The following is a 24128-nucleotide window of genomic DNA, read 5'->3' on the forward strand; positions in this document are numbered from 1 at the left end:
ATTACTCGATGATCGAAGCAACGATGCCTGCACCGACGGTGCGGCCGCCTTCGCGGATAGCGAAGCGAAGCTTTTCTTCCATCGCGATCGGAACGATCAGCTCGACGTCAACCGTGACGTTGTCGCCAGGCATAACCATTTCCGTGCCTTCCGGAAGCGTGACGATACCGGTCACGTCCGTCGTGCGGAAGTAGAACTGCGGACGGTAGTTCGTGAAGAACGGCGTATGACGGCCGCCTTCTTCCTTCGTCAGGATGTAGGCTTCTGCCTTGAACTTCTTGTGCGGCTTGACAGAGCCCGGCTTGCACAGGATCTGGCCACGCTCGACGCCGTCACGGTTCACACCGCGAACCAGAGCGCCGATGTTGTCGCCGGCCTGGCCCTGATCGAGCAGCTTGCGGAACATTTCAACGCCGGTAACCGTCGTCTTCGAGGTCGGACGGATGCCGACGATTTCGACTTCTTCACCAACCTTGACGATACCGCGCTCGACGCGGCCGGTCACAACCGTACCACGGCCCGAGATCGAGAACACGTCTTCGATCGGCATCAGGAACGGCTGGTCGATCGGACGCTCAGGCGTCGGGATGTAGGCGTCGACAGCGGCCATCAGCTCGCGGATCGCGTCTTCACCGATCTTCTTGTCAGAATCTTCAAGAGCAGCAAGAGCCGAACCCTTGACGACCGGAATGTCGTCGCCCGGGAAGTCGTAGGACGACAGGAGTTCGCGAACTTCGAGCTCGACGAGCTCGAGAAGCTCGGCGTCGTCAACCTGGTCGACCTTGTTGAGGAACACGACGATCGCCGGAACGCCAACCTGGCGGGCGAGCAGGATGTGCTCGCGCGTCTGCGGCATCGGGCCGTCAGCGGCAGAGCAGACCAGGATCGCGCCGTCCATCTGCGCGGCACCGGTGATCATGTTCTTGACATAGTCAGCGTGGCCGGGGCAGTCGACGTGCGCGTAGTGGCGGGCCGGCGTCTCATACTCGACGTGAGCCGTCGAAATGGTGATGCCGCGTGCCTTTTCTTCCGGTGCAGCGTCGATCTGGTCATACGCCTTGAACTCACCGAAGTACTTCGTGATCGCTGCCGTCAGAGACGTCTTGCCGTGGTCAACGTGGCCGATCGTGCCAATGTTGACGTGCGGCTTGTTGCGCTCAAACTTACTCTTTGCCATTTGTGTCAGCGCATATGGAAGATAATTCGCAACCCGCAAGACGATTCGCCGGCACCGGCCCCAAAACACCTGAAATCTCAGGGGAAATCGAGAGAAAGCCCGCTTCCGGCCTTGTTGATGCCGGCAGCGACTGCAATTTCTGCGATCGTGACCCGGGTGCCACGCGATGTCATCGGCGCGACGCCTGCCGACAAGATTATATTACATTTTACTAATTGATTTCACCGAACAGGAAAACTTCCATGATACCCCTCTAATATTCGGAGGGACACCCAATGCAATCGGAGAGCTACACCAACCACTATTCGGCATTCATGGAAGACCATCATGAGTTCGGCTATCCGCGCGACGACGATGCGGGCACGAGCGTCAAAAAGAACACGGGCCAGTCTTCGGTCTTCATCGCCGGCGTCGCCATAGGGGTGCTCGGCTACTGGATCATCGGCAATTTCATGAATCTCGTCTTCGAGTTCTGAAAGCCAGAGCGATTCGTTGAAAACGGCAAGGAAGATGGAGCGGGTAGCGGGAATCGAACCCGCGTATTCAGCTTGGAAGGCTGCTGCTCTACCATTGAGCTATACCCGCGGGGTTGGTCCGATCCAATGACGAATGGTGGAGAGAGTTGGATTTGAACCAACGTAGGCTGAGCCAACGGATTTACAGTCCGTCCCCTTTAACCACTCGGGCATCTCTCCAGTTTTTCGTCCGGATCTTGAAGACCAAGTTCGTCAGACTTTGAAGCGTTGCCGCCCCGTCGTCTGCGCCGCGTATATGACCGGACGATTTCAGTCTGTCAACACGATGGCAATGGAAAAGACAGGAAAAATTTCATCGCCTGTTGAAAGCCGGCGTATGAAAGAAGGCCTATGCGGCAACAGGCGCCATCGTTATAAAGCCGCATGAGCAAAGATAAGAAATCCGGCGACAAGCCCGCAACCGACAAGTCCGCAAAGGACACGCATTACGCAACCTTGCGACGCGCGCATCGCGACGGCAAGCGCGAACGCGGTGAGATTCCAACACCGGCACCACAGAAGCGCAAGCGTGGCGGAGACGACTGGAAACCGCCGGCGCTCGCCCCCGATCAGGTCTTCCTCTACGGCCTTCATACCGTTCGTGCCGCGCTTGAAAATCCTGAGCGCAAGAACATCAAGCTATCGGTGACACAGAACGCGCTTGCGCGATTGGAGATCGATCCTGATACGATCGGTATTCCCGTCGACATGGTCTCGCCGCATGATATCGACAAGGTGCTCGGCTCCGAAGCGATCCATCAGGGCGTGATGCTGGAAACACGCCCCCTGCCCGTCCGGCGGCTGGAAGCACTGAAGGATAGCCCATTGCTTCTCGTGCTCGACCAGGTAACCGATCCGCACAATGTCGGCGCCATCATGCGATCGGCCGTCGCCTTCAATGCAGGCGCCGTTATCACCACGCAGAGACATAGCCCAACCGAATCGGGCGTGCTTGCCAAATCGGCTTCCGGCGCGTTGGAACTCATACCTTATATACAGATCACCAATCTCTCGGATGCGCTCGGCGAATTGCACAAGCTCGGCTTCTTCACGATCGGGCTTGATTCGGAAGGACCGGCGCCGCTCGAAGGCACGTTCTCAGGTGGTCGAATCGCGCTAGTGCTCGGCTCCGAAGGCAAGGGCCTGCGGCAGAAGACCCGGGAAACCGTCAGCGCGCTCGCCCGGCTCGATATGCCCGGCGCCATCAAATCGCTGAACGTATCGAATGCCGCGGCGATTGCGCTTTATGCAGCGGGACTGCACCTGAAGGCATAGGCCACAGTCGGCAGATCACTATTGATATGTCGCGGAGAGAGAGGGAATGATGACCGCCATTGCGGTTGAACACCCTTTCCCCTGGTCCATATTCCGCCTTGGAAAGAGCTTGCCGGTCGCTATCATCGGCAATGCATTCATCTTTGGGGCACCGGCAAAAAGGGGAATCCGCACTATGGCAATTCGACCGCTGATCTTCGGCGTTCTTTTCATTGCGGTCCTCGTCATGGTCATTTTGAGCATCACGTGGGTGGACAGGTCTCACCCGATCCGCCAGCCGGATCCCCTGGCACCGTCGACGACGCCATCAAATCCACCTCCATCCGTGCAATAGCCGATCCGGAACCCGCAACGTCGCCAGACGTTTAATCCCGCCAGACAAACAGGGATCTAGATGTTCATGCGCCTGATGATTGCCGTCGTTGCCGTTATGATTGCTTCGGTCCTCAGCATCGCGATGATGTCTCCGTCCGGAGCCGGACAGACCGGTAGCGGTACGAAGATCGCATCGAGCGTGAACGAACCCGCACGGAAGTGACTGCAAACCGTCTCACCGGACGAGGCGCAGAACACTATCCTCGATATTGCGAAGCAGCTTTGTTCGCTCGGCATCATCGTCGCCGATGCCGTTCTGATTTACGACGCTGTGCAAAGCGTTGAACAGGAATATGGCGGTGAATGCCGGCTCCCTCAGTGACCAAGCTCCCTCACGGCATCCTGCTGCTAGCAATTGCTGGAGATTATCGATCAGGATGTTGCTCGTCAGGCCCTCGCGGCTTGGAGGCGGAGCAGCAGAAAAGACGAGATTGTGCAGGCGCGCGGCGTTCACATAGCCCATGGCGCAGGCTTTTGCCCAGGCCGTCAACTCACCGTCCCAGTCGCCAGTCTCCTGCTTACCTACTTCTTCCACGATGCCGTGCAGAAGCGTCTGAACGAAGCGGGTCCGCAATGCTTCGATAACATCCGCCTTCGAAGAGAAATGAAGGTAAAAGGCTCCCTTTGAGACGGCAGCACCCTGGGTAATCTCCTCGATCGTCGTAGGCTCCACCCCCTTGTCGAGAAAGAGGCGTTCGGCCACGAGCATGAGGTCGTCCCGCCGTTCCTCGGCTGGTTTGGTCCTTGGCCTGCCGGCCATGCGTGATGTCATCGGAAAGTCCGTCAATGCCTGCGACGCCGAGGCTCCGCCCGGTGCAGGTAGCCCGCGAATACGTCGCGCATAGCAGTGTTTTCAATGTCGGGCAAAAGACGACCGACCTCCCCGCGGTGATAACCGCTGTGGGTGATGACATGGGCCAGCATCTCCTCCCGCGACATGCGGCCCTGCCCGCCATCGGTGAAAGTGAAGTCAATCGTCTCTTCGAGCTCCTCGGGCGTCACCTGCACCATATAATCCAGATACCACCTGTCGGTTTTCCTGATCGCGGAAGCAAGATCCCCAAAAGCTGGCGGCTCGCTGGTCCAACTCGCCGTATAGCCATGCGGCTCCTTCCGTAGGTTGGCAGCGAAAATCCGATCGACGATTTGAGCGTGATTGAGAACACGAAAAGCGGACTGGAGGTTTTCCGATGGCCCGCTTTCGGGAAAAGCAGCAAGCGCGGTCAAAAGCTCCTCATCAACGCTGGCCTTATATTGAAAGAGAGAGGTCAGGAGTGTTTTTGCAGACATGGCGAACTCCATCGCGGCGATTGATAACCCATTTTTAAATTATTGACTGGTGGTCAGTCAATAAAATTCTCGAATGCACTGGATACCGATCAAGCAAAAATCCCGCCGCAAGTTCGAAACCTTGCGACGGGATTTTGCTAGAGCATGTCGTGCAAAACTGTGCAGCGGTTTTGCGATAACGACCTGCGTGAATACGAAGACCTAAAGCGTGGGGAGCGAATCTGAAAAATCGCGGCGTGCTTCAGGGATTGGAAATGCGTGTCTCGGTCAGCTATCAGCTCCGGTAGAGCCAATAGGGTCCATCGTGGTGGCGACGCCAATAATGACGCTCGCGCCAACGCTCTTCCCGCCACGGGCTCCAGCGGCGTTCATAGCCCCAGGCCGGACGCCAGTAGCGACGTTCACGCCACTCGCGACGCTCGCGCCAGTCACGGCGATCACCCCAATCGCGGTCGCCCCGGTCGCGGTCGCCCCAATCTCGATCACCCCAATCCCGATCACCGCCGCGGACCTGGATCACATCGCTCTGTTGCGAGGCTGCCGGACGGTCGAGAGGGATGGCCGCAACCGGAGCTACGGCGGAAAACAAAGTACCGGCCGAAAGGGCGGCTGCTAAGAGAAAACTGGAGATCCTCATGGCTCACTTCCTCGTTTCTGATGAAGCGAGAATGACCTGGTGCTCCTGAATTGCCGCTGAATCGACCCTTCAGTCTCTGTTCATGTAATGCAATGGCTTGGAAAAACTGGTGCCCCCGGCAGGGTTCGAACCCGCGACCCCCTGATTACAAATCAGGTGCTCTACCAACTGAGCTACAAGGGCAATGGCTGCGAAGTAGCAGATTCTGATCTTTTGTAAAGAAAATTTGCCCATTCCGGCAGCTCGGTAAAGCTATCCACAGCGGGTTGTCGATCAACGCTATGGTTGGGAAATCCCGCTGAGGGCCATGTGGACATGTTCATTACCGGAATCACCGGCTGATCTATCAGGGCGATAAGATCATCCGAACTTCGCTCGCAACGCAAAACGTCTTGTCGTACAAGCCCTTTATCCTTTAGCTAGAGCAGCATAACAAAGGGCATTGCATGGGCCGGTCATTTCAGACGCTTTCTTTTATCGCCTCGCCGACTACGGAAGCACTCGCCGCGCGAGATGAACTGATTCGCCTTTACGGCGATGTGCCCGCAAACGAGGCCGATGTCATCGTCGCGCTCGGCGGCGACGGCTTCATGCTTCAGACACTGCACAGTACCATGAACAGCGGCAAGCTCGTCTACGGCATGAATTGCGGCTCGGTCGGCTTTCTGATGAACGATTACAAGACTACCGACCTGCATGACCGCATCTGTACCGCCGTCGAGAACGCCTTTCATCCGCTGAAGATGACGACATCCAATGCCGACGGCAGCAGTTCCTCGGCGCTTGCGATCAACGAGGTCTATCTTTTCCGGCAATCCTATCAGGCAGCAAAGCTCAGGGTGGAAATCGACGGACATGTGCGGCTGGAGGAATTGATCTGTGATGGCTTGATGGTGGCAACGCCTGCAGGCTCGACCGCCTACAATCTTTCGGCCCACGGCCCGATCCTTCCGCTTGACGCGCCCCTCCTCGCCATGACGCCGGTCAGCGCCTTCCGGCCGCGGCGCTGGCGCGGAGCGCTGCTTCCCAACCGGGTGACGGTGGACATCCATATATTGGAAGCCGAGAAGCGGCCCGTGAATGCGGTCGCCGACAATACGGAGATCAAATCCATACTGCATGTACGCATCGCCCAGTCCGAGGACATGACCGCACGCATCCTTTCCGATCCCGACCGTTCCTGGTCGGACCGGATTCTGGCAGAACAATTCGAGGATTGAAATGATGGCGATGCGGCAAGCATTTATGACGGCGCTCCTTGTTTCCGGCTGGGCGATCGCCGCCGTGGCGCAGACCGTTCATGACGATATCCTGCCGGCCTCGATCATCTTCGCGACCAGTACCGGCTATTGGGAAGACGACGGTAATTCGTTGCCGGTCGAGCGTGCCCCGACAACCACGCAAAGCGTCAGCGCCCAAAATGTGAGCGAGGGGGATGCCAAGCAAGAGCAGCGGCATGGCTATTACAAGCTTTTCGCTGTGCGCCAGCCGGACAAGACCTCCAAGGTCTTTCTGCAGCAGATCGCGCAGAGAGACACTGGCCCCACCATCATCTCGACGGTCGAACTGCAGGAAATCAGCGATCTCAAGCCCTTCGTCACCGATATCCGACCCGAAAATTCGAGCGGCCTCATCAAGGAACCGGGCCTTTTCGCCACGGTCTATCTGAAGACCGATCCAGCCGCCGAATCCGATGGCTGGACGGTGCTGATCGACGAGTTTGGCGACATTACCGTGGAGAAGGCGACCAACTGAGCGCCGCAGGCCTATTCATCGGGGCTAGAGCCTTTCCTGGTCAGATTGCAGCATTCTGTTGGCTCAAACGGAGTCGGATGGTCGACCGGCCGGCGCGCGTCGTAGCCCAGATCTACGGCCAAGCCGGCCGGTCGATCAGGCGGCTCGTTTCAGCCAACCCGAAGGGCCGGGCATCTTTCCGCCAGGATCAAAGGCGATCGGCTCAGACGTACCTTGGGGTATGCCCTCGCCAATCGCCTTTGCCCTGACAAAAACCTGCTCCGGCAGAATGCTGCAATCTGACCAGGAAAGGCTCTAGCCATGAAACTCGGCTTTCGCGAAGGCGTTCTCCACGACGAGACGCGGCTGGACTGGGATGAGACCGGCCCAAGACCTGTCCGCTGGTCCCTCTGGTATCCGGCAGCCGAGGGGTCGATCGAAACCGAAATCCCGGGACGAAGCTGGTTCCGAAGGGCCGCGGTCGCCCGTGATGCGCCCGTTCAGCCGGCGACGAAGCCCTACCCGCTGGTCCTGCTTTCGCATGGTACCGGTGGCTCGGCCGCGGGGCTGGAATGGCTCGCCCGCCGCCTGGTCAATCGGGGATTTATCGCGCTCGGCGTCAACCACCACGGCAATACCGGCGGCGAAGCTTATCGCGCCGAGGGCTTTGCCTGCCTTTGGGAGCGCGCGCCCGATCTGAGCCTCATGCTCGATCGCCGAAAAGACTGGCAGGGTGATCTTGCCGGGCATATCGATACCAGGAGCGTATTCGCCGCCGGCTTTTCGGCAGGAGCCTATACGGTGATGCTGCTTCTCGGCGCGGTCGCGCAATTCTCGCAGTTCGAACAATCCAGATTGAAGCCTGAGTCCCCGCGCGGCCCGAGGGAATTTCCTGATCTCGCCGATCACATTCCGTCGCTGCTTCGCACGAGCACGGCATTTCGCGATTCATGGTCGCGGATGTCGCAATCCTATCGCGACGACAGGATCAAGGCCGCGCTGGTCTGCGCGCCCGGTCGATCTATCCGCGGCTTCAGCGAAGGGAGCCTGAAAGCCATCGATAAGCCTGCCCTCATTCTGGTCGGTGATGCCGACAACACGGCCCCGGTCGAAGAATGTTCAAAATGGCTGCATGCACGGCTTGATCGAAGCACCTTCAAGATACTCCAGGGCGGCCTTGGGCATTATATCTTCGTGCCCGAGGGCACGACATTGGGGCTTTCCTTCGCGGAGCATCTCTTCACCGATCCGGCGGGGGTAGAACGTGCTGATGTCCACGAGGAGATCGCCGAACTATCGGGTGTGTTCTTTCACGGAACAGGCATTCCATTGGACACCTGAAAAAGAAAAGCCCCGTCTCCGGGGCTTTCTATCTCAGGTCCGTCTTCGCCGCTCAGTCGACGTCGTCGACGACAGCGTCGGCTGCGCCGCTGATGCGGTGAGCAAGTGCTGCTTCCATGAACTCGTTCAGGTCGCCGTCGAGCACGTCGTCCGGAGCCGTGCTCGCAACGCCAGTGCGCAGGTCCTTGACGAGCTGGTAAGGCTGCAGAACGTAGGAGCGGATCTGGTGGCCCCAGCCGATATCCGTCTTGGAAGCGGCTTCGGCGTTAGCGGCGTCCTCGCGTTTCTTCAGCTCCGCTTCGTACATGCGGGCGCGCAGCATGTCCCAGGCCTTGGCGCGATTCTTGTGCTGCGAACGCTCCTGCTGGCACTGCACGACGATGCCTGTCGGGATATGCGTGATGCGCACGGCCGAGTCTGTCGTGTTGACGTGCTGGCCGCCGGCGCCGGACGAACGGTAGGTGTCGATACGGCAATCGCTTTCGTTGATCTCGATCTGGATCGAGTCATCAACGACGGGATAGACCCAAATCGACGAGAAGGACGTGTGGCGGCGCGCATTGCTGTCGTAAGGCGAGATGCGCACCAGGCGGTGCACGCCCGATTCGGTCTTCAGCCAGCCATAGGCGTTGTGGCCCTTGACGAGAAGCGTTGCGGACTTGATGCCGGCTTCTTCACCGTCATGCACTTCCAAAAGCTCGACCTTGAAGCGCTGGCGCTCGGCCCAGCGAGTGTACATGCGCAGAAGCATGTTCGCCCAGTCCTGGCTTTCCGTGCCGCCTGCGCCGGAATGGACTTCCAGGTAGGTGTCGTTGCCATCGGCCTCGCCTGACAGCATGGCTTCGACTTGTCGGCGGGCTGCCTCGGCCTGCAGGCTTTTCAGCGCGGCCTCAGCTTCCTTGACGATGCTTTCGTCGCCTTCTTCTTCCCCGAGATCGATGAGCTCGACATTGTCTGAAAGCTGCTGTTCCAGCGCCTTGACGCCACTGATGCCGTCATCGAGTTGCTGGCGCTCGCGCATCAGCTTCTGGGCTTCCTGCGCATCGTTCCAGAGGTTGGGGTCCTCTGCCTTGTTATTCAACCAGTCCAGTCGCCTTACCGCCTGGTCCCAGTCAAAGATGCCTCCTCAGCAGGGTGATAGCCTGCTTGGTTTCATCGACTATGTTCTGGATTTCCGCTCGCATTTTCCTGCTTCTTTGCTTCGGTATTCTGTGAGTGCTGGTGACATAGAGACGCCCGCCGCGGATGTAAAGAGCCGTGGCGGGCGCAAAGGAAATCGGTCTCGATCAGAACAGGCCGGGCGTATTGGTCTGGACCGCCTGGTTTGCTTGCGGCGACGTGCGTAGGATTTCTTCCGGCGCCATCGTGCCGTCCATGCCGATGACGGAGAAGCTGTCAGCCGGGCCGGTGCCCGGCTTGAAGGCTTCGATGATGGTGCCCGGCTCGCCATCGACAGCAGCCATGCCGGTCTTGCGGTTGATCGCGATCATGTTCATGCCGGCCGGGACCACGAATTTGGATTCCGGCATGTCCTTGACGGCCGCCTGCATGAATTCATTGAAGATCGGCGCCGAAAGAACGCCACCCGTGCCGCCGCGGCCAAGCGGGGCCGGCGTATCGAAGCCCAGGTAAAGGCCTGCAACCAGATCCGGCGTGAAGCCGACGAACCAGGCGTCCTTTTCATCGTTGGTCGTACCGGTCTTGCCGGCAACGTCACGGCCCGAGAGATCGACCTTGCCCGCGGCGGTACCGCGCTGGATGACGCCCTGCATCATCGAGGTGATCTGGTAGGAGGTCATCGGATCGAGAACCTGCTCACGGTTGTCGACGATGTTGGGTTCTTCCTGGTTCTGCCAGTCGCCGGCATTGCAGCCTTCGCAGAGACGCTCTTCATGCTTGAAGATCGTCTTGCCGTAACGATCCTGGATGCGGTCGACCAGCGTCGGCTTGATCTGCTTGCCGCCATTGGCGATGACCGAATAAGCCGAAACCATGCGCAGGACCGTCGTTTCACCCGAGCCGAGCGACATGGCGAGCAGCGGCGGCATCTTGTCGTAGACGCCGAAGCGTTCGGCATATTCGGCAACGATATTCATGCCGAGGTCATTGGCAAGGCGCACCGTCATCAGGTTGCGCGAATTCTCGATACCGGAGCGCAGCGTCGAGGGGCCCCCGACTTCGCCGCCGTAGTTTTCCGGCTTCCAGACCTGACCGCCCGAAACGATCTCGATCGGCGCGTCCATGATGACCGAGGCCGGCGTATAGCCGTTGTCCATGGCTGCGGCGTAAACAAAGGGTTTGAAGGAGGAACCCGGCTGGCGCATCGCCTGCGTGGCGCGGTTGAATTCCGACTGGGCATAGGAGAAGCCCCCGACCATGGCGAGAACGCGCCCGGTCTTCGGGTCCATGGCGACGAGACCGCCCTGCACCTTGGGAGGCTGGCGTAGGCGATAGGAGGTCGAATTGTCGCCGCCGAGGCGCTCAACGTAAACGACATCTCCTGCCGAGACGGCGCCGACCGGCGACTTCGTCGTCTTGCGGTCGCCGGCGGCGGAGCGGAATGCCCACTGCATATCCTTGGCTGCAATCGACCCACGTTCGCGTTCGCCTGCGACCTTGCCGCCTCCATCCTTGGGTGGCTGAAGGCCGATATCGACGCTGTCATTGGAAACTGCGAGCACGACCGCCAGGCGCCATTCCGGCACGTCCGACAGAGCGGGTACTTCGGCGAGCGCCGGACCCCAGTCGCCAGACGTGCTGATCTGTTTGATCGGTCCGTGGAAACCACGACGCTCGTCGTAATTGGTCAGGCCATCCTGCAGCGCCTTACGCGCAAAGAGCTGCATCCGCGGATCGAGCGAGGTGCGCACCGAAAGGCCGCCTTCATAAAGCGCCTTCTCACCATACTGATCGATGAGCTGGCGACGGACAGCCTCGGCGAAATAATCGGAAGCAAAAAGAGACGGTCCGCTGCTGCGGGCGGTGACGCCGAGCGGCTGCTTTTTGGCATCCTCGCCGTCACTCTGGCTCACGTAACCGTTCTCGACCATGCGGTCGATGACCCAGTTGCGGCGTTCAAGCGCGGCATCCGGATGGCGGAAGGGATGGTAGTTGGCCGGACCCTTCGGCAGCGATGCGAGATAGGCAGATTCGGCAATCGTCAGCTCGGTGACCGACTTGTTGAAATAGGTGAGCGAGGCACTGCCGATACCGTAGGAGTTCAGGCCGAAAAAGATCTCGTTGAGATAAAGCTCGAGGATCTTGTCCTTGCTGTAGGCCTGCTCGATGCGGAAGGACAGGATCGCTTCCTTGATCTTGCGGTCAATCGTCTGGTCGGAGGTCAGAAGAAAATTCTTCGCCACCTGCTGGGTGATCGTCGATGCGCCGACTGGGCGGCGGCCGGAGCCGAAATTCTGAAGGTTGACGAGGATGGCGCGGCCAAGGCCGGTCAGATCGACGCCGGGATGGTTGTAGAAGTTCTTGTCTTCGGCCGAAAGGAAAGCTGCCTTCACACGGTCCGGGATAGCCTGGATCGGCAGGAAGAGGCGCTTTTCCTTGGCATATTCGGCCATGAGCGCACCGTTACCGGCGTGAACGCGGGTGGTAACCGGCGGCGCATAGCTGTTGAGCACCGCATAGTCAGGAAGATCCTTCGCGACATTAGCAAGATAGACGGCAATAACAGCCGCAGCGCCCAGGAACAGGACGCATGCTATCCCGAAGAAATATCCAAGAAGTCTAACCATATTTTCAGCTACCGGTATTTCTAATCATTAGATCGGCGCAGCCGCCACAATCGCACAGATCATGTCTCTTTGCACGTTGCGCGGCTTACTCCATGCGCGTTGGCGCCACAAGCCGATTCCGTCTTACATGTTCGAAACATATAGACCGGAGTAACGGCGTGAATGTGAGCAAAATAGGGCCCGTCCCGCCACTTTCGCCTTCCCGGTCGGCAAGAGGTCCCGGTTTAGGCGCGGGTGTCACTTCCGGGCAACGCCCAGGCTAGCCACCGTTTGCCATCAGGCTCGTGCGGTACCGTTTCACCGCATCGGTCAGGAGATCGGCCATCTTCAACCGCCAGGCATCGTCAAGCAGACGCTTTTCGTCCTCGACATTGGAGAGGAAGCCGAGCTCGAGCAGGATAGACGGGACGTCCGGCGCCTGCAGCACACGGAAGCCCGCGTGACGGTGCGGATTGTTGATCGTGCCGACCTGGTCCTTGAACGAGGCAAGCACGCTTTCGGCGAGCGAGATCGAGAAGGCCTGCGTCTCGCGCCGCGTCAGGTCGAGAAGGATATCGGCGACCTCGGGCGGCTCGGCGACCGTTTCCTTGCCGGCGATCTGGTCCGACAGGTTTTCGCGTTCGGCGAGATCGGCGGCGAGCTTGTCCGAGGCCTTGTCGGAAATCGTGTAGACCGTCGCGCCGCGAATATCTTTCTGCTTCAGCGTATCGGCATGCAGGGAAATGAAGAGGCCCGCATGGTTCTGCCGGGCGATCAGCACACGCTGCGAGAGCGACAGGAACTCGTCGTCGTCGCGCGTCAGGAAGGCCTTGATGCCCGGCTCCTTGTTCAGGCGATCGGCCACCGCCCTGGCGAAGGCGAGCGTCACCAGCTTTTCCTCGGTCTTCGTATCGACGCCGATGGCGCCCGTGTCGATACCGCCGTGGCCGGCATCGACGGCAATGACGAAATCTCCAGGCGCGGTCTTTTCCGGTTGGGGAATGGCACTCGTCGTCTCAGCCGCATCGGCCTGGTCGTTCCAGGACTGGGTCTTCACCAGTTCGGCGAACTTCTGCTTGTCGATCATCTCGGCATCGAGCACCAGCCGGTGGCCATTACCGCTCTCATCCGTCTGTACCTTGGCAAGGGCGAGCTTGACCGGACGCGCCGCCGTCAACACGATGCGGGCGCTTCCTTCATCCATGGCGCCATAACGGATGTCCTTGAAGAGGCCGCGCGCCTCAAGGTCTTTGGCCGGAAAGCCGAAAGCGGTCGCCGGCAGGTCGACGACGATGCGCTCGGGATTGGCGATGTAGTGGACGGAAAAACGAGGCTCACGGTCGAAATCGATGACGATACGGGTTCTGGCGTCGTCGCCAACGATACGCGCTCCGTAGGCCAGCAAGGGATTCTTTGCACCGGCTGCGCTGCCCGGAACCGCGCAAAGCGCTGCGAAGGCGAAAAGCCACGCCGCAAAACCCAGTTTTCGCCCTGCGGATAACTCCACCGCGATCCGAAACCTCTTAAACAATAGCCCGCCACACCCTATTTATTTCTGCGATGGACCCTACATCGCCTCCGCGGTCGCCCGCTAGAGGCGAGCGCACACGCACTGACCACGCACTGACCCTCGAATCGAGATCGCTCATCCCCAAGAAGTTTATGCGATACGAAATCCATCAATATTATGGCACATTTGGCTTTTCCCTTGCTATTGTGACAGAGAAAACATACAACGAATTTTAGGGTAGAAGTGTTGACGGGATAGAGTCGCCGCGAGGCAGCCAGCCGACCCCCGGATCTGGCGCTACAACCGGTAATCGTCCGCCGTCTAGTGCATTTCCACCCGAGAACTGGATCCTGATTTTCCGGCTTCATGCTGGGATTTCATTGGTGGATCAGCCACCACGCTCTCAGGGAGCAAACTCATCGGACCCGAAACGGGTCTTCGTCATTGTCGATCACGCTTGGTTGTTGATGGTTTCGCAGCAGGTTTTATCTGAAGTGTACAGGCCCCGGAACGAAATGGTTCCGGCTGCGGTCTGGCTGCTGCCTTCTCCCTCGCACCAATCGCGACTTTCATTATCCGGCGCGGCCACGGCGGACCGCATTCTTTCTGTGTCAACAGCAGTCGGGAATGCGCTCTCGCGGCCTCGCCGAGGAGCTCAGCTTACATGGCAGACAAAATGCTTATCGATGCGTCTCACGAGGAAGAGACGCGCGTCGTTGTCGTTCGCGGGAACCGCATAGAAGAATTTGACTTCGAGTCGCAGCACAAGAAGCAGATCCGCGGCAACATCTATCTTGCAAAAGTAACGAGGGTCGAGCCCTCGCTGCAGGCCGCTTTCGTCGATTACGGCGGCAACCGGCACGGCTTCCTGGCCTTTGCCGAAATCCATCCTGACTATTACCAGATCCCGCTTGCCGACCGTCAGGCCCTGCTTCGCGCCGAAGCCGAGGAGCATCGCCGCGACGAGGATGTCGAGCATGTCGAAACGGCTCCGCTCGTCGATCTCTCCACGCAGGATCAGCCCGATATCGGCATCGTTCCGGTGGAACAGCCCGAGGCAGTTGCTGCAGAAGAAGTAGCAACGCCCGCCGAAGAGGCTGCACCCGTCGCTGAAGAGGCGCCGGTCAAGAAGCCGCGCGCCCGCCGCAGCCGCAAGAAGGCAGCCGAGCCGGTTGCCGAAGAGGCAGCCGCACCGGAAGCATCGGTCGCCGACAATGATGACGAAGGTTCGACCGGCGGCGAGATGGCCGCGATGGTCGAAACGGACTCCATCTCTGAGGATGTCGACGTTTCCAAGCGCCGTCAGGACGACGACGATGATGACGACGACCATGGCGAAGAGGAAGTTATCGAATCGGTTGGCGCCGAAGACGCGATGGAAGAGGTTCCGGACCGGGTGCAGCGCAAGCCGCGCAAGCAATACCGCATCCAGGAAGTCATCAAGCGCCGCCAGATCCTGCTGGTGCAGGTCGCCAAGGAAGAGCGCGGCAACAAGGGCGCTGCTCTCACAACCTATCTCTCGCTTGCAGGGCGCTATTCGGTTCTGATGCCGAACACGGCGCGTGGCGGCGGTATTTCCCGCAAGATCACCAACCCACAGGACCGCAAGCGGCTGAAGGAAATCGCCCGCATGCTGGAAGTGCCGCAGGGCATGGGCGTGATCCTGCGCACGGCTGGTGCCAACCGCACCAAGGTCGAGGTCAAGCGCGACTTTGAATATCTGATGCGCCTGTGGGAGAACGTCCGCACGCTGACGCTCGCCTCTACGGCCCCTTGCCTCGTCTACGAAGAAGGCTCGCTGATCAAGCGCTCGATCCGTGACCTCTATAACAAGGATATCAGCGAAGTCATCGTCTCCGGCGAAGAAGGCTATCGTGAAGCGAAAGACTTCATGAAGATGCTGATGCCGAGCCATGCCAAGGTGGTCCAGCCCTACCGCGACATCCACCCGATCTTCTCGCGCTCCGGCATCGAGGCGCAGCTCGACCGCATGCTGCAGCCGCAGGTAACGCTGAAGTCCGGCGGTTATCTGATCATGAACCAGACCGAAGCGCTGGTTTCGATCGACGTCAACTCCGGCCGTTCGACCCGCGAACACTCGATCGAGGATACGGCTCTCCAGACGAATCTCGAGGCGGCGGACGAAGTTGCCCGCCAGCTTCGCCTGCGTGACCTTGCCGGCCTGATCGTCATCGACTTCATCGACATGGAAGAGAAGCGCAACAATCGCGCTGTCGAGAAGAAGCTGAAGGAATGCCTGAAGAACGACCGCGCCCGCATCCAGGTCGGCCGCATCTCGCATTTCGGCCTTCTGGAAATGTCGCGCCAGCGCATCCGCGCTTCCGTTCTCGAATCGACGACGCAGGTTTGCTCGCATTGCGGCGGCACCGGCCATGTCCGTTCACAGTCCTCCGTCGCCCTGCATGTGCTGCGCGGCGTCGAGGAATATCTGCTCAAGAACACCACGCACAATATCACCGTGCGCACGACGCCCGATATCGCGCTCTACCTGCTCAATCATAAACGTCAGACAATCGTCGATTATGAAAGCCGCTTCGGTGTGGCGATCATCATCGATGCGGATGGCTCGGTCGGTGCGCAGCACTTCGCGATCGATCGTGGCGAGCCGGTTGAAAACCCGGTCAAGATCGAAAGCCTCTTCAACTTCGCAGCCATCCCCGATGACGATGACGACGATATCGTCATCGAGCATGACGAGGAGGAAGACGAAGAGCTGGAAGAAAAGCCTGTTGCTGCCGAACGCCCGGCTGCTCGTGCAGAGAGTGAAGGCGAAGGTGGACGCAAGCGCAAGCGCCGTCGCCGCCGTCGCGGCCGCAATGGCAATGCCGAACAGCAGGTTGGTGCCGATACGGTCTCCGACGCGGCTGACGATAGTGATGAGGGCGAGGACGACGGCAGCGAGGGCGATAGCGACGCCAGCGAAGCTCCGGCCGAAACCCACGCCGACAGCGAGGATTCACAGCGCCGCAAGCGCCGCCGTCGCGGCAAGCGTGGTGGCCGCCGCAACCGCGGTGAAGAAGGTGCTGAAGCCAACGCCGCTTCCGAAGGTGACGAGGCTGACGAAGGCGATGATAGTGGAGCCGACGAGACGTCCGAGACCGCAGCGGAAGTGATCGAAGTCGTCGCAGCCGAAACGGTTGAAGCTCAGCCAGCAATGGCTGCTGTCGAAGCTGGCGAAAGCGTTGCCGAAGAGGTCAAGCCGGCACGCGGCCGTGGCCGCCGCAAGGCAGCAGCTGCACCCTCGCCGGTCGAGGAGCCCGTAATCGAAGCGCCTATCGCTGAGACCGCGGCCGAGGCCGAGCCGGAAGTGATGGAAGCGTCTGCGGATCTCGCAACACCGGCGCAGGAAGAGGCAAAGCCGGTTCGCGCCAACCGCGGATCCAACATCTCGTCTTCTGAGCCGACCGTCACCTCGACCCGCACCGAAAGCGCGGAAGCTGAGGGCGAAGGCAAGCCGAAGAAGGCTGGCTGGTGGCAGCGCCGCGGCTTCTTCTGAAAGCTGATTTTTGGCGATAAGTGATATGATCCGGCTGCGGCGACGCGGCCGGATTTTTTTGTGCCTGAGAGCGAACGTGTTCCGTCGACGCCGACCGGCAGAAGGCTTGGGCCTAAAGTGTCCGGCCGAACCAGACGGTGGTTTCCGATAGCGAAACGAGCGGCGGGACAAGACGCGTAAAGCCGCGCGAGGACCAGAAGCGCAGTCCGCCCTGGTTGCCGGCATTGACGCCGAGATGAATGCCGCTGACGCCTGCCCTGCGAGCCAGCGACACCCACTCATCCAGAAGGGCACTGCCGACACCCTGCCCCTGCAGGCGCGGCAGAAGGTTCATGTGGATATGGGCAGGATAGGCGTCGACGATCTGCTTCGGCACGATGCGCGGATGATGGATCGCGAAACTGCGGCGCTCATCGGCAGTCCATGAGTTTGAGTCGCCGGCCGGTTCGGCATATCGAGCCCGCAGAGCCGGCCACCATTCGCGCTCAAGCCGTGCCTCGAAGGTGGCGGTGTCGTAGACACCGGCGATATAGCCGGCAATGCCCTGCCCGTCCGTCACGACGAGGGTCGCTTCCGGGCTCAGCACGACATAGGGTGAGGAATAGATGTGACCGATCAGCTGGCCATCGCGGTACAGATGGCTCGCATCCTGCCCACAGTCACCAGTCGCAAGCGAGATTGCGTAGATCTCACCGAGATCGTCTTGCCGCGCATTGCGAAACGGCAGCATTACGCCGCTGGCGGGTAAAGCAGGTCGACGATGTAGCTCGCATCGAAACGGGAATCGAGCATGCCGTAGGTCGAGCGCCAGCCGCCAGCAAGACGGGTCTCGATGAAGGCGTCTGCTATGCGCCCAGCCCCAAGCCGGTAGAGTTCTGCGGCACCGGCAACGAGCGCCAGCTGCTCGACCAGCAGGCGGGCGGCGCCCTCGTCCTGTTCGCAGAGCGCGATTGCGGCGCGCAGCACGTCGATCGTCTTCTTGCCGGCCGGCCCGAGATCGCGCGCAAAGCCTGCAAATACCGTCTCGAACAGATCCTTGCCGCGGTTCAGCACACGCAGCACATCGAGCGCCATGACGTTGCCCGAACCTTCCCAGATCGCATTGACCGGCGCCTCGCGATAGTGGCGGGCGATTGGGCGTTCTTCGATGTAGCCGCTGCCGCCGATGCATTCCATCGCCTCGTAGATCAGCGACGGGGCGATCTTGCAGCACCAGTATTTGGCGACCGGCGTCATGACGCGGGCATAGGCGGCATCTTCCGCATTGCCGCGCGCCTTGTCGAAGGCATCGGCCAGGCGGAAGGAAAGAGCCGTGGCGGCTGCCACATCGAGCGCCATATCGGCGAGCACGCGTGTCATGATCGGCTGGTTGACCAGCATCTTGCCGAAAACGCTGCGGCCGCGGGTGTGGTGCACGGCCTCGGCGAGCGATGCGCGCATGATGCCCGAAGAGGCAAGCGCGCAATCGAGCCGCGTCAGCGTCACCATATCGAGGATGGTGCGGATGCCGGCATCGGGACCGCCGAGCAGGAAGCCGAACGTATCGGTGAACTCCACTTCGGAAGAAGCATTGGAGCGGTTGCCGATCTTGTCCTTCAAGCGCTGGAACTGCAGGCCATTGGCAGAACCATCCTCGAGCAGACGCGGCACCAGGAAGCAGCCCATGCCGTCCTTGGTCTGTGCCAGCATGATGAAGGCGTCGCTCATCGGCGCGGACATGAACCACTTGTGGCCGGACAGACGGTAAATGCCTTCGCTGACCTTTTCGGCAGTGGTCTTGTTGGCGCGGACATCGGTACCGCCCTGTTTTTCCGTCATGCCCATGCCGATCGTCACGGCCGATTTCTGCATGGCCGGACGATTGGACGAGTCATATTTGCGCGACAGGATCTTCGGCGCCCAGTCCTTCTGCACGGCCGGTGAGGCCGAGAGAGCGGCAACGGACGCGCTTGTCATCGTCAACGGGCAAAGATGACCGGATTCCAGCTGCGCGGTCAGATAGAAGCGGGCTGCGCGAATATGGTGGGCCTGATCCTTGGCCTCCGTATCGGCCTGCGGATCCCAGACGGAGGAATGCAGGCCGGACGCCATGGAACGGCGCATCAGCGCATGCCAGGCGGGATGGAATTCGACGATATCAAGGCGTTCGCCGCGCGGGCCATGGGTGCGCAGCTGCGGCGTGCCCTGGTTTGCCATGCGCGCCAGTTCCTGCGCTTCCGGCGAGGTGACGAAGCGGCCCATGTTTTCAAGGTCTTCACGGATGGTGCGTGGCAGTGTGGCAGTCAGATCGACGATCAGCGGATCGGATCGGTAGGCATTGATTCCCGACCAGAGGCTCGGCTGGTTGAGTTCGGCGAGTTTGTCTTCAGTCCGGTTTGCGGAGGTCATAGTTCGCTTCTATTTCATGAGCCCGGCAAAAGGAAACCGGAAGTTCGTGATTCGCAGATTTCTGCTCTAGCGGGATTCGACGGAAAATGCATGGGGAACATGGGATTTGCGTACAGCACAAGCTTGCCCCTTCCCCCCGCACTCTTTATAGACCCCGCGAAGACAATAAGAGGCAGGGTCATGGTCTTTTTCCCCCACCGCCACCTCATTGGCATCAAGGGCCTCACCGAGCAGGATATTACCTATCTTCTCGACAAGGCTGACGAAGCCGTCAAGATCAGCCGGCAAAGAGAAAAGAAGACGTCGACCCTTCGGGGCCTGACGCAGATCAATCTCTTCTTCGAGGCATCGACGCGCACGCAGGCCTCTTTCGAACTTGCCGGCAAACGCCTTGGCGCCGACGTGATGAACATGTCGGTCGGTAATTCCTCGGTGAAGAAGGGCGAAACGCTGATCGATACGGCGATGACCCTGAACGCGATGCGGCCGGACGTCCTGATCATCCGCCATTCCAGCGCCGGCGCTGCGGCACTTCTCGCCCAGAAGGTCTCCTGCTCCGTCATCAATGCCGGCGACGGCCAGCATGAGCACCCGACGCAGGCGCTGCTCGACGCGCTGACGATCCGTCGCGCCAAGGGCCGGCTGTCGCGCATCGTCGTCGCAATCTGCGGCGACGTCTTACATTCGCGGGTGGCGCGCTCCAACATTCTTCTTCTGAACGCCATGGGCGCGCGGGTGCGGGTCGTCGCTCCCGCTACGCTGCTGCCGGCCGGCATTGCCGAGATGGGCGTGGAGGTCTTCCATTCGATGAAGGAAGGACTGAAGGACGCAGATGTGGTGATGATGCTGCGGCTGCAGCGCGAGCGCATGTCCGGCGCCTTCGTGCCGTCGGTGCGCGAATATTACCATTTCTACGGCCTCGACGCGGAAACGCTGAAGGCTGCGAAGGAGGATGCGCTCGTCATGCATCCGGGACCGATGAACCGCGGCGTGGAGATTGCCTCCGAGGTCGCCGATGGCCCGCAGAGCGTGATCGCCGAACAGGTGGAAATGGGGGTCGCCGTGCGCATGGCCGTCATGGAGACGCTGCTCGTTTCCCAGAACCAGGGTCCCCGCACTGATGGAGTGGGCGCATGAGCAATCTCGTCCTCAAGAACGTCCGCATCATCGACCCTTCCCGCAATCTCGATGAGATCGGCACGATCGTCGTCAAGGATGGTCTCATCGTCGCGGCCGGCAAGGATGCACAGAACCAGGGCGCTCCCGGAGGTGCTACCGTGCGCGATTGCACTGGCCTCGTCGCGGCGCCGGGCCTCGTGGATGCGCGCGTCCATATCGGCGAACCGGGCGGCGAGCACCGCGAGACAATCGCCTCGGCAAGCCGGGCAGCGGCAGCGGGCGGTGTGACCTCCATCATTATGATGCCGGATACGCATCCCGTCATCGACGACATCGCGCTCGTCGAGTTCGTCAAGAAGACGGCACGCGACACGGCCGTCATCAACGTCTACCCGGCAGCAGCCATTACCAAGGGGCTCGCTGGTGAGGAGATGACCGAAATCGGCCTCCTGATGCAGGCAGGCGCCGTCGCCTTCACCGACGCACATTCCAGCATCTCCGATACACAGGTGCTGCGCCGGGTGATGACCTATGCACGCGAATTCGGCGCCGTCCTTTCCTGCGCCACGCGCGACAAATATCTTGGCGCCAATGGCGTGATGCATGAAGGCCTGCTTGCAAGCTGGCTCGGCCTCTCTGGCATTCCGAGGGAAGCGGAACTGATCCCGCTCGAGCGTGACCTGCGCATCGCGCAGCTGACGCGCGGCAACTACCATGCGGCGATGATCTCCGTGCCTGAGTCGGTCGAGGCGATCGAGCTTGCCCGCTCGCGCGGCGTGAAGGTGACCTGCGGCGTCTCGATCAACAATCTGGCGCTGAACGAGAACGACATTGGCGAATATCGCACCTTCTTCAAGCTCTATCCACCGCTGCGCTCCGAAGACGACCGGGTTGCAATGGTGGATGCGCTGGCAAAAGGCGCGATCGATATCATCGTCTCCTCGCATGACCCTCAGGATGTCGATACCAAGCGCCTGCCCTTCGCCGAGGCCGAAGATGGTGCGGTCGGACTGGAGACGATGCTCGCGGCAGCGCTACGGCTTTATCACAGCGAGCAGGTCAGCCTGTTGCGGCTGATCGATGCGATGTCGACGCGGCCGGCGCAGATCTTTGGCCTCGATGCCGGCACGCTGAAGCCCGGCGCCAAGGCCGATATCGCGCTGATCGATCTCGAAGAACCTTGGCTTGTCTCCAAGGACATGCTTCTCTCCCGCTCGAAGAACACGCCGTTCGAGGATGCGCGCTTCAGCGGGCGAGCCGTTGCGACCTATGTCGGGGGCACGCTGGTTCACGCATTGCAGGACTGAGGGCTGCCCTGCCCTTCCGGGCATCCTCTCGGCAAAAGACTTGGGGAACAAAAATGATATCTGATCTTGTCACCTGGCAGATTACCCTGCCTCTGGCGCTTGCCGCCGTCGTCGTTGGCTACCTGCTCGGCTCCATCCCATTCGGTCTCATCCTCACGCGCGCCGCCGGCCTCGGCGACGTGCGCAGCATCGGCTCTGGCAATATCGGCGCGACCAACGTTCTGCGTACCGGCAACAAGAAGCTCGCGGCCGCTACGCTTCTGCTCGATGCGCTGAAAGCCGCCGCGGCCGCCTGGATTATGGCTTATTTCGCCGGTGAGGAAGCGGGCGTCATCGCCGGTTTCTTTGCCTTCATCGGCCACCTCTTCCCCCTCTGGATCGGTTTCAAGGGCGGCAAGGGTGTTGCCACCTATATCGGCACGCTGCTCGGCGTCGCGCCATCAATGGTTCTGCTCTTTGCAGCCGTCTGGCTTGGGGTTGCCTTCGTCAGCCGCTATTCCTCGCTTTCAGCGCTTGTTGCGATGCTTGTCATCCCGGTTGCATTGTGGATATTGGGCGACGAAAAGGTTGCGGCAATCATGGCCATCATGAGCGTCATCTCCTACTGGAAACACAAGGCCAATATCTCCCGCCTGATCAGCGGGACGGAAAGCAAGATCGGGGCTAAGGGGTAATGGACGCGCTCAGCGCAAAGCCAAAAGGAATTGCGCTGACGGAGAGACAGAGGATCGCCTGGCTGAGGCTGATCCGCTCCGACAATGTCGGCCCCGCGACCTTTCGCGATCTCATCAATCATTTCGGCTCGGCGGAAGCCGCTCTTTCCATGCTACCGGAACTATCGGCGCGCGGCGGCGCGACACGTTCGATCCGCATCGCCACCGAAGCAGAAGCATACCGCGAACTCGAGGCGGCGCAGCGCTTTGGCGCCCGCTTCATCGGCATCGGCGAGCCTGATTATCCGCAGGCGCTCCGCCAGATCGACGGTGCGCCACCGCTGCTCGCGGTCAAGGGCGATCTTTCCGTGCTAAACAGACCGGCGGTCGGCATCGTCGGTTCGCGCAATGCTTCCATCAGCGGCGCGAAATTCGCGGCGATGATGGCCCGAGATTGTGGCCGGGCCGGCTATGCGGTCGTCTCCGGCCTTGCCCGCGGCATCGACACGGCCGCCCATCGGGCGAGCCTCGATACCGGTACTATTGCCGCAATGGCCGGAGGGCTGGACCAGCCCTACCCGCCTGAGAATGTCGGACTGCTGGAGGAGATATGGAATGGCAACGGGCTTGCCGTCAGCGAGATGCCTTTCGGCTGGGAGCCGCGTGCGCGTGATTTCCCCCGCCGCAACCGGCTGATTGCGGGCATCGCGCTCGGCGTTGCGGTCGTTGAGGCAGCAGTTCGCTCCGGTTCGCTTATCACGGCACGGATGGCCGGCGAATTCGGGCGGCTGGTCTTTGCCGTGCCGGGTTCGCCGCTCGATCCGCGCTGCCACGGCACGAACGGCCTCCTCAAGGACGGGGCGATGATCGTCACTTCGCCTGAGGATGTCGTGGAAGCGCTGGCGCCGCTCTCCCAGCCCGATCTCTTCTCGCTGCCATCAGCCGAAGAACCGAAGCGCGAAGGCGGCAGGATGTCGCTTCCGCCCGACGAAACGGAACGCACGCTCGTCATCGATGCGCTCGGTCCGACGCCGGCGGAGGTCGACGACATCATCCGTCATACCGGTCTTTCGGCTTCCGCCGTCTATCTTGTTCTTCTGGAGCTGGATATGGCCGGACGGCTCCATCGCCATGCCGGCGGGCTGGTCTCAATTTCCATGACCGACTGAGCCGCTATTGATGCGTGACCGCAGGTCTCCGGCTTCGACATAGGCCATTTCGATGAGATAACAGAGCATCTCCGCATTTTCGCGTTCTGCCACCTGGCGCAACTCTGCGAGCATCTGCCGGATGAAAGCAATGTTTTCAAGCGATGCCGAGCGATCGGTGTCTTTTTCTGCAGCCTTGGGCGCCATAATTGTCTCTATGAAATCGGAGAGCGCTGCTTTACCAGGAGCCCGAACCACACTTCAAAAACGATAGCGCAATCATCCTGAATTGCAATAGGTTCAGAATCTCGCAATGGTTGCGATACGCGGCAAAGAGGTAAAATTGAAGCAAACCTCTTGACCAGAGCGAATTCCCTGTCCATGTCGGGGGGCCGGTATTCATGTTGCAGTGCATGT

General features: G+C 60.4%; 21 protein-coding genes and 3 tRNA genes. 11 read left to right on the forward strand and 13 right to left on the reverse strand.

The window, feature by feature from the left end; genetic code table 11:
- Position 1 precedes the first annotated feature (1 nt).
- On the reverse strand, positions 2–1177 hold the full coding sequence (gene tuf, locus AC1DM5_RS17750; RefSeq protein WP_113323818.1) for an elongation factor Tu: 1176 nt from the start codon (positions 1175–1177) through the stop codon (positions 2–4).
- Between the two features lie 275 nt (positions 1178–1452).
- Between tuf and AC1DM5_RS17755 the strand changes: the two genes are divergently transcribed.
- A complete protein-coding gene (locus tag AC1DM5_RS17755) occupies positions 1453–1653 on the forward strand; it encodes a hypothetical protein (RefSeq protein ID WP_477824371.1) in 201 nt (66 codons plus the stop codon).
- Positions 1654–1688: 35 nt separating this feature from the next.
- Here AC1DM5_RS17755 and AC1DM5_RS17760 read toward each other — a convergent pair.
- Both AC1DM5_RS17760 and AC1DM5_RS17765 read right to left on the reverse strand, forming a co-directional pair.
- Positions 1689–1762: transfer RNA gene (locus tag AC1DM5_RS17760), tRNA-Gly, on the reverse strand.
- Positions 1763–1787: 25 nt separating this feature from the next.
- Positions 1788–1872 (reverse strand) — tRNA-Tyr (locus AC1DM5_RS17765).
- A 204-nt stretch (positions 1873–2076) separates the two neighbouring features.
- Here AC1DM5_RS17765 and rlmB point away from each other — a divergent pair.
- Positions 2077–2967 (forward strand): 23S rRNA (guanosine(2251)-2'-O)-methyltransferase RlmB, encoded by an 891-nt coding sequence (gene rlmB / locus AC1DM5_RS17770; RefSeq protein WP_477975365.1) that lies wholly within the window; start codon positions 2077–2079, stop codon positions 2965–2967.
- 46 nt (positions 2968–3013) lie between these two features.
- Positions 3014–3301, forward strand: a complete 288-nt coding sequence (locus tag AC1DM5_RS17775; RefSeq protein ID WP_477824378.1) for a hypothetical protein — start codon at positions 3014–3016, stop codon at positions 3299–3301.
- Between the two features lie 216 nt (positions 3302–3517).
- On the opposite strand, the gene AC1DM5_RS17780 is transcribed toward AC1DM5_RS17775, so the two are convergent.
- The 4 genes from AC1DM5_RS17780 to AC1DM5_RS17795 form a co-directional block, all read right to left on the reverse strand.
- Complete coding sequence (locus AC1DM5_RS17780) at positions 3518–4114, reverse strand: TetR/AcrR family transcriptional regulator (protein WP_477975367.1); 597 nt, start codon at positions 4112–4114, stop codon at positions 3518–3520.
- An 11-nt stretch (positions 4115–4125) separates the two neighbouring features.
- Positions 4126–4632, reverse strand: a complete 507-nt coding sequence (locus AC1DM5_RS17785; protein WP_477975435.1) for a DinB family protein — start codon at positions 4630–4632, stop codon at positions 4126–4128.
- A 274-nt stretch (positions 4633–4906) separates the two neighbouring features.
- A complete protein-coding gene (locus AC1DM5_RS17790; protein ID WP_477824374.1) occupies positions 4907–5269 on the reverse strand; it encodes a hypothetical protein in 363 nt (120 codons plus the stop codon).
- Between the two features lie 107 nt (positions 5270–5376).
- Positions 5377–5452: transfer RNA gene (locus AC1DM5_RS17795), tRNA-Thr, on the reverse strand.
- Positions 5453–5715: 263 nt separating this feature from the next.
- Here AC1DM5_RS17795 and AC1DM5_RS17800 point away from each other — a divergent pair.
- The 3 genes from AC1DM5_RS17800 (at position 5716) to AC1DM5_RS17810 (ending at position 8344) form a co-directional block, all read left to right on the forward strand.
- On the forward strand, positions 5716–6489 hold the full coding sequence (locus tag AC1DM5_RS17800; protein ID WP_007823974.1) for an NAD kinase: 774 nt from the start codon (positions 5716–5718) through the stop codon (positions 6487–6489).
- A 4-nt stretch (positions 6490–6493) separates the two neighbouring features.
- Entirely contained in the window at positions 6494–7024 is a 531-nt protein-coding gene (locus AC1DM5_RS17805) for a hypothetical protein (protein WP_477824375.1), read from the forward strand.
- Positions 7025–7324: 300 nt separating this feature from the next.
- Positions 7325–8344, forward strand: a complete 1020-nt coding sequence (locus AC1DM5_RS17810) for an alpha/beta hydrolase family protein (protein ID WP_477822595.1) — start codon at positions 7325–7327, stop codon at positions 8342–8344.
- A 52-nt stretch (positions 8345–8396) separates the two neighbouring features.
- Here the strand turns inward: AC1DM5_RS17810 and prfB are convergent.
- The 3 genes from prfB to AC1DM5_RS17825 all read right to left on the reverse strand — a co-directional run bounded on the left by prfB (position 8397) and on the right by AC1DM5_RS17825 (position 13474).
- A protein-coding gene (gene prfB / locus AC1DM5_RS17815; protein ID WP_477822594.1) for a peptide chain release factor 2 occupies positions 8397–9528 on the reverse strand; the annotation gives its coding sequence in 2 pieces (ribosomal slippage) (positions 8397–9458 and positions 9460–9528; 1131 coding nt in all).
- A gap of 102 nt (positions 9529–9630) precedes the next feature.
- On the reverse strand, positions 9631–12090 hold the full coding sequence (locus tag AC1DM5_RS17820) for a penicillin-binding protein 1A (RefSeq protein WP_477975369.1): 2460 nt from the start codon (positions 12088–12090) through the stop codon (positions 9631–9633).
- Positions 12091–12349: 259 nt separating this feature from the next.
- On the reverse strand, positions 12350–13474 hold the full coding sequence (locus AC1DM5_RS17825) for an N-acetylmuramoyl-L-alanine amidase (RefSeq protein WP_477822592.1): 1125 nt from the start codon (positions 13472–13474) through the stop codon (positions 12350–12352).
- Between the two features lie 769 nt (positions 13475–14243).
- Between AC1DM5_RS17825 and AC1DM5_RS17830 the strand changes: the two genes are divergently transcribed.
- The gene (locus tag AC1DM5_RS17830) at positions 14244–17096 is read left to right on the forward strand and encodes an Rne/Rng family ribonuclease (protein ID WP_477822591.1); all 2853 of its coding nucleotides are present in this window, start codon (positions 14244–14246) and stop codon (positions 17094–17096) included.
- 112 nt (positions 17097–17208) lie between these two features.
- On the opposite strand, the gene AC1DM5_RS17835 is transcribed toward AC1DM5_RS17830, so the two are convergent.
- Together AC1DM5_RS17835 and AC1DM5_RS17840 are read right to left on the reverse strand one after the other, a co-directional pair.
- Entirely contained in the window at positions 17209–17826 is a 618-nt protein-coding gene (locus tag AC1DM5_RS17835; protein ID WP_477822590.1) for a GNAT family N-acetyltransferase, read from the reverse strand.
- Entirely contained in the window at positions 17826–19484 is a 1659-nt protein-coding gene (locus AC1DM5_RS17840; protein ID WP_439014687.1) for an acyl-CoA dehydrogenase family protein, read from the reverse strand. The genes AC1DM5_RS17835 and AC1DM5_RS17840 overlap by 1 nt, the downstream gene beginning before the upstream one ends.
- Positions 19485–19664: 180 nt before the next feature.
- On the opposite strand from AC1DM5_RS17840, the gene AC1DM5_RS17845 reads away from it, so the two are divergent.
- From AC1DM5_RS17845 to dprA, 4 genes are read left to right on the forward strand one after another with little or no spacing between them, the layout of a single operon-like run.
- Complete coding sequence (locus AC1DM5_RS17845) at positions 19665–20621, forward strand: aspartate carbamoyltransferase catalytic subunit (RefSeq protein ID WP_477822589.1); 957 nt, start codon at positions 19665–19667, stop codon at positions 20619–20621.
- Positions 20618–21910 carry a dihydroorotase gene (locus tag AC1DM5_RS17850; protein WP_477822588.1) on the forward strand — a complete coding sequence of 431 codons (1293 nt, stop codon included), beginning with the start codon at positions 20618–20620 and terminating at the stop codon, positions 21908–21910. The genes AC1DM5_RS17845 and AC1DM5_RS17850 overlap by 4 nt, the downstream gene beginning before the upstream one ends.
- A 53-nt stretch (positions 21911–21963) precedes the next feature.
- Positions 21964–22584, forward strand: a complete 621-nt coding sequence (gene plsY / locus AC1DM5_RS17855) for a glycerol-3-phosphate 1-O-acyltransferase PlsY (protein WP_477822587.1) — start codon at positions 21964–21966, stop codon at positions 22582–22584.
- On the forward strand, positions 22584–23732 hold the full coding sequence (gene dprA / locus AC1DM5_RS17860; protein WP_477822586.1) for a DNA-processing protein DprA: 1149 nt from the start codon (positions 22584–22586) through the stop codon (positions 23730–23732). The genes plsY and dprA overlap by 1 nt, the downstream gene beginning before the upstream one ends.
- On the opposite strand, the gene AC1DM5_RS17865 is transcribed toward dprA, so the two are convergent.
- Complete coding sequence (locus tag AC1DM5_RS17865; RefSeq protein ID WP_477822585.1) at positions 23712–23918, reverse strand: hypothetical protein; 207 nt, start codon at positions 23916–23918, stop codon at positions 23712–23714. The two genes, dprA and AC1DM5_RS17865, sit on opposite strands and share 21 nt — an antisense overlap.
- Between the last annotated feature and the right edge of the window lie 210 nt (positions 23919–24128).

Source organism: Rhizobium sp. 01T437, assembly GCF_056398505.1.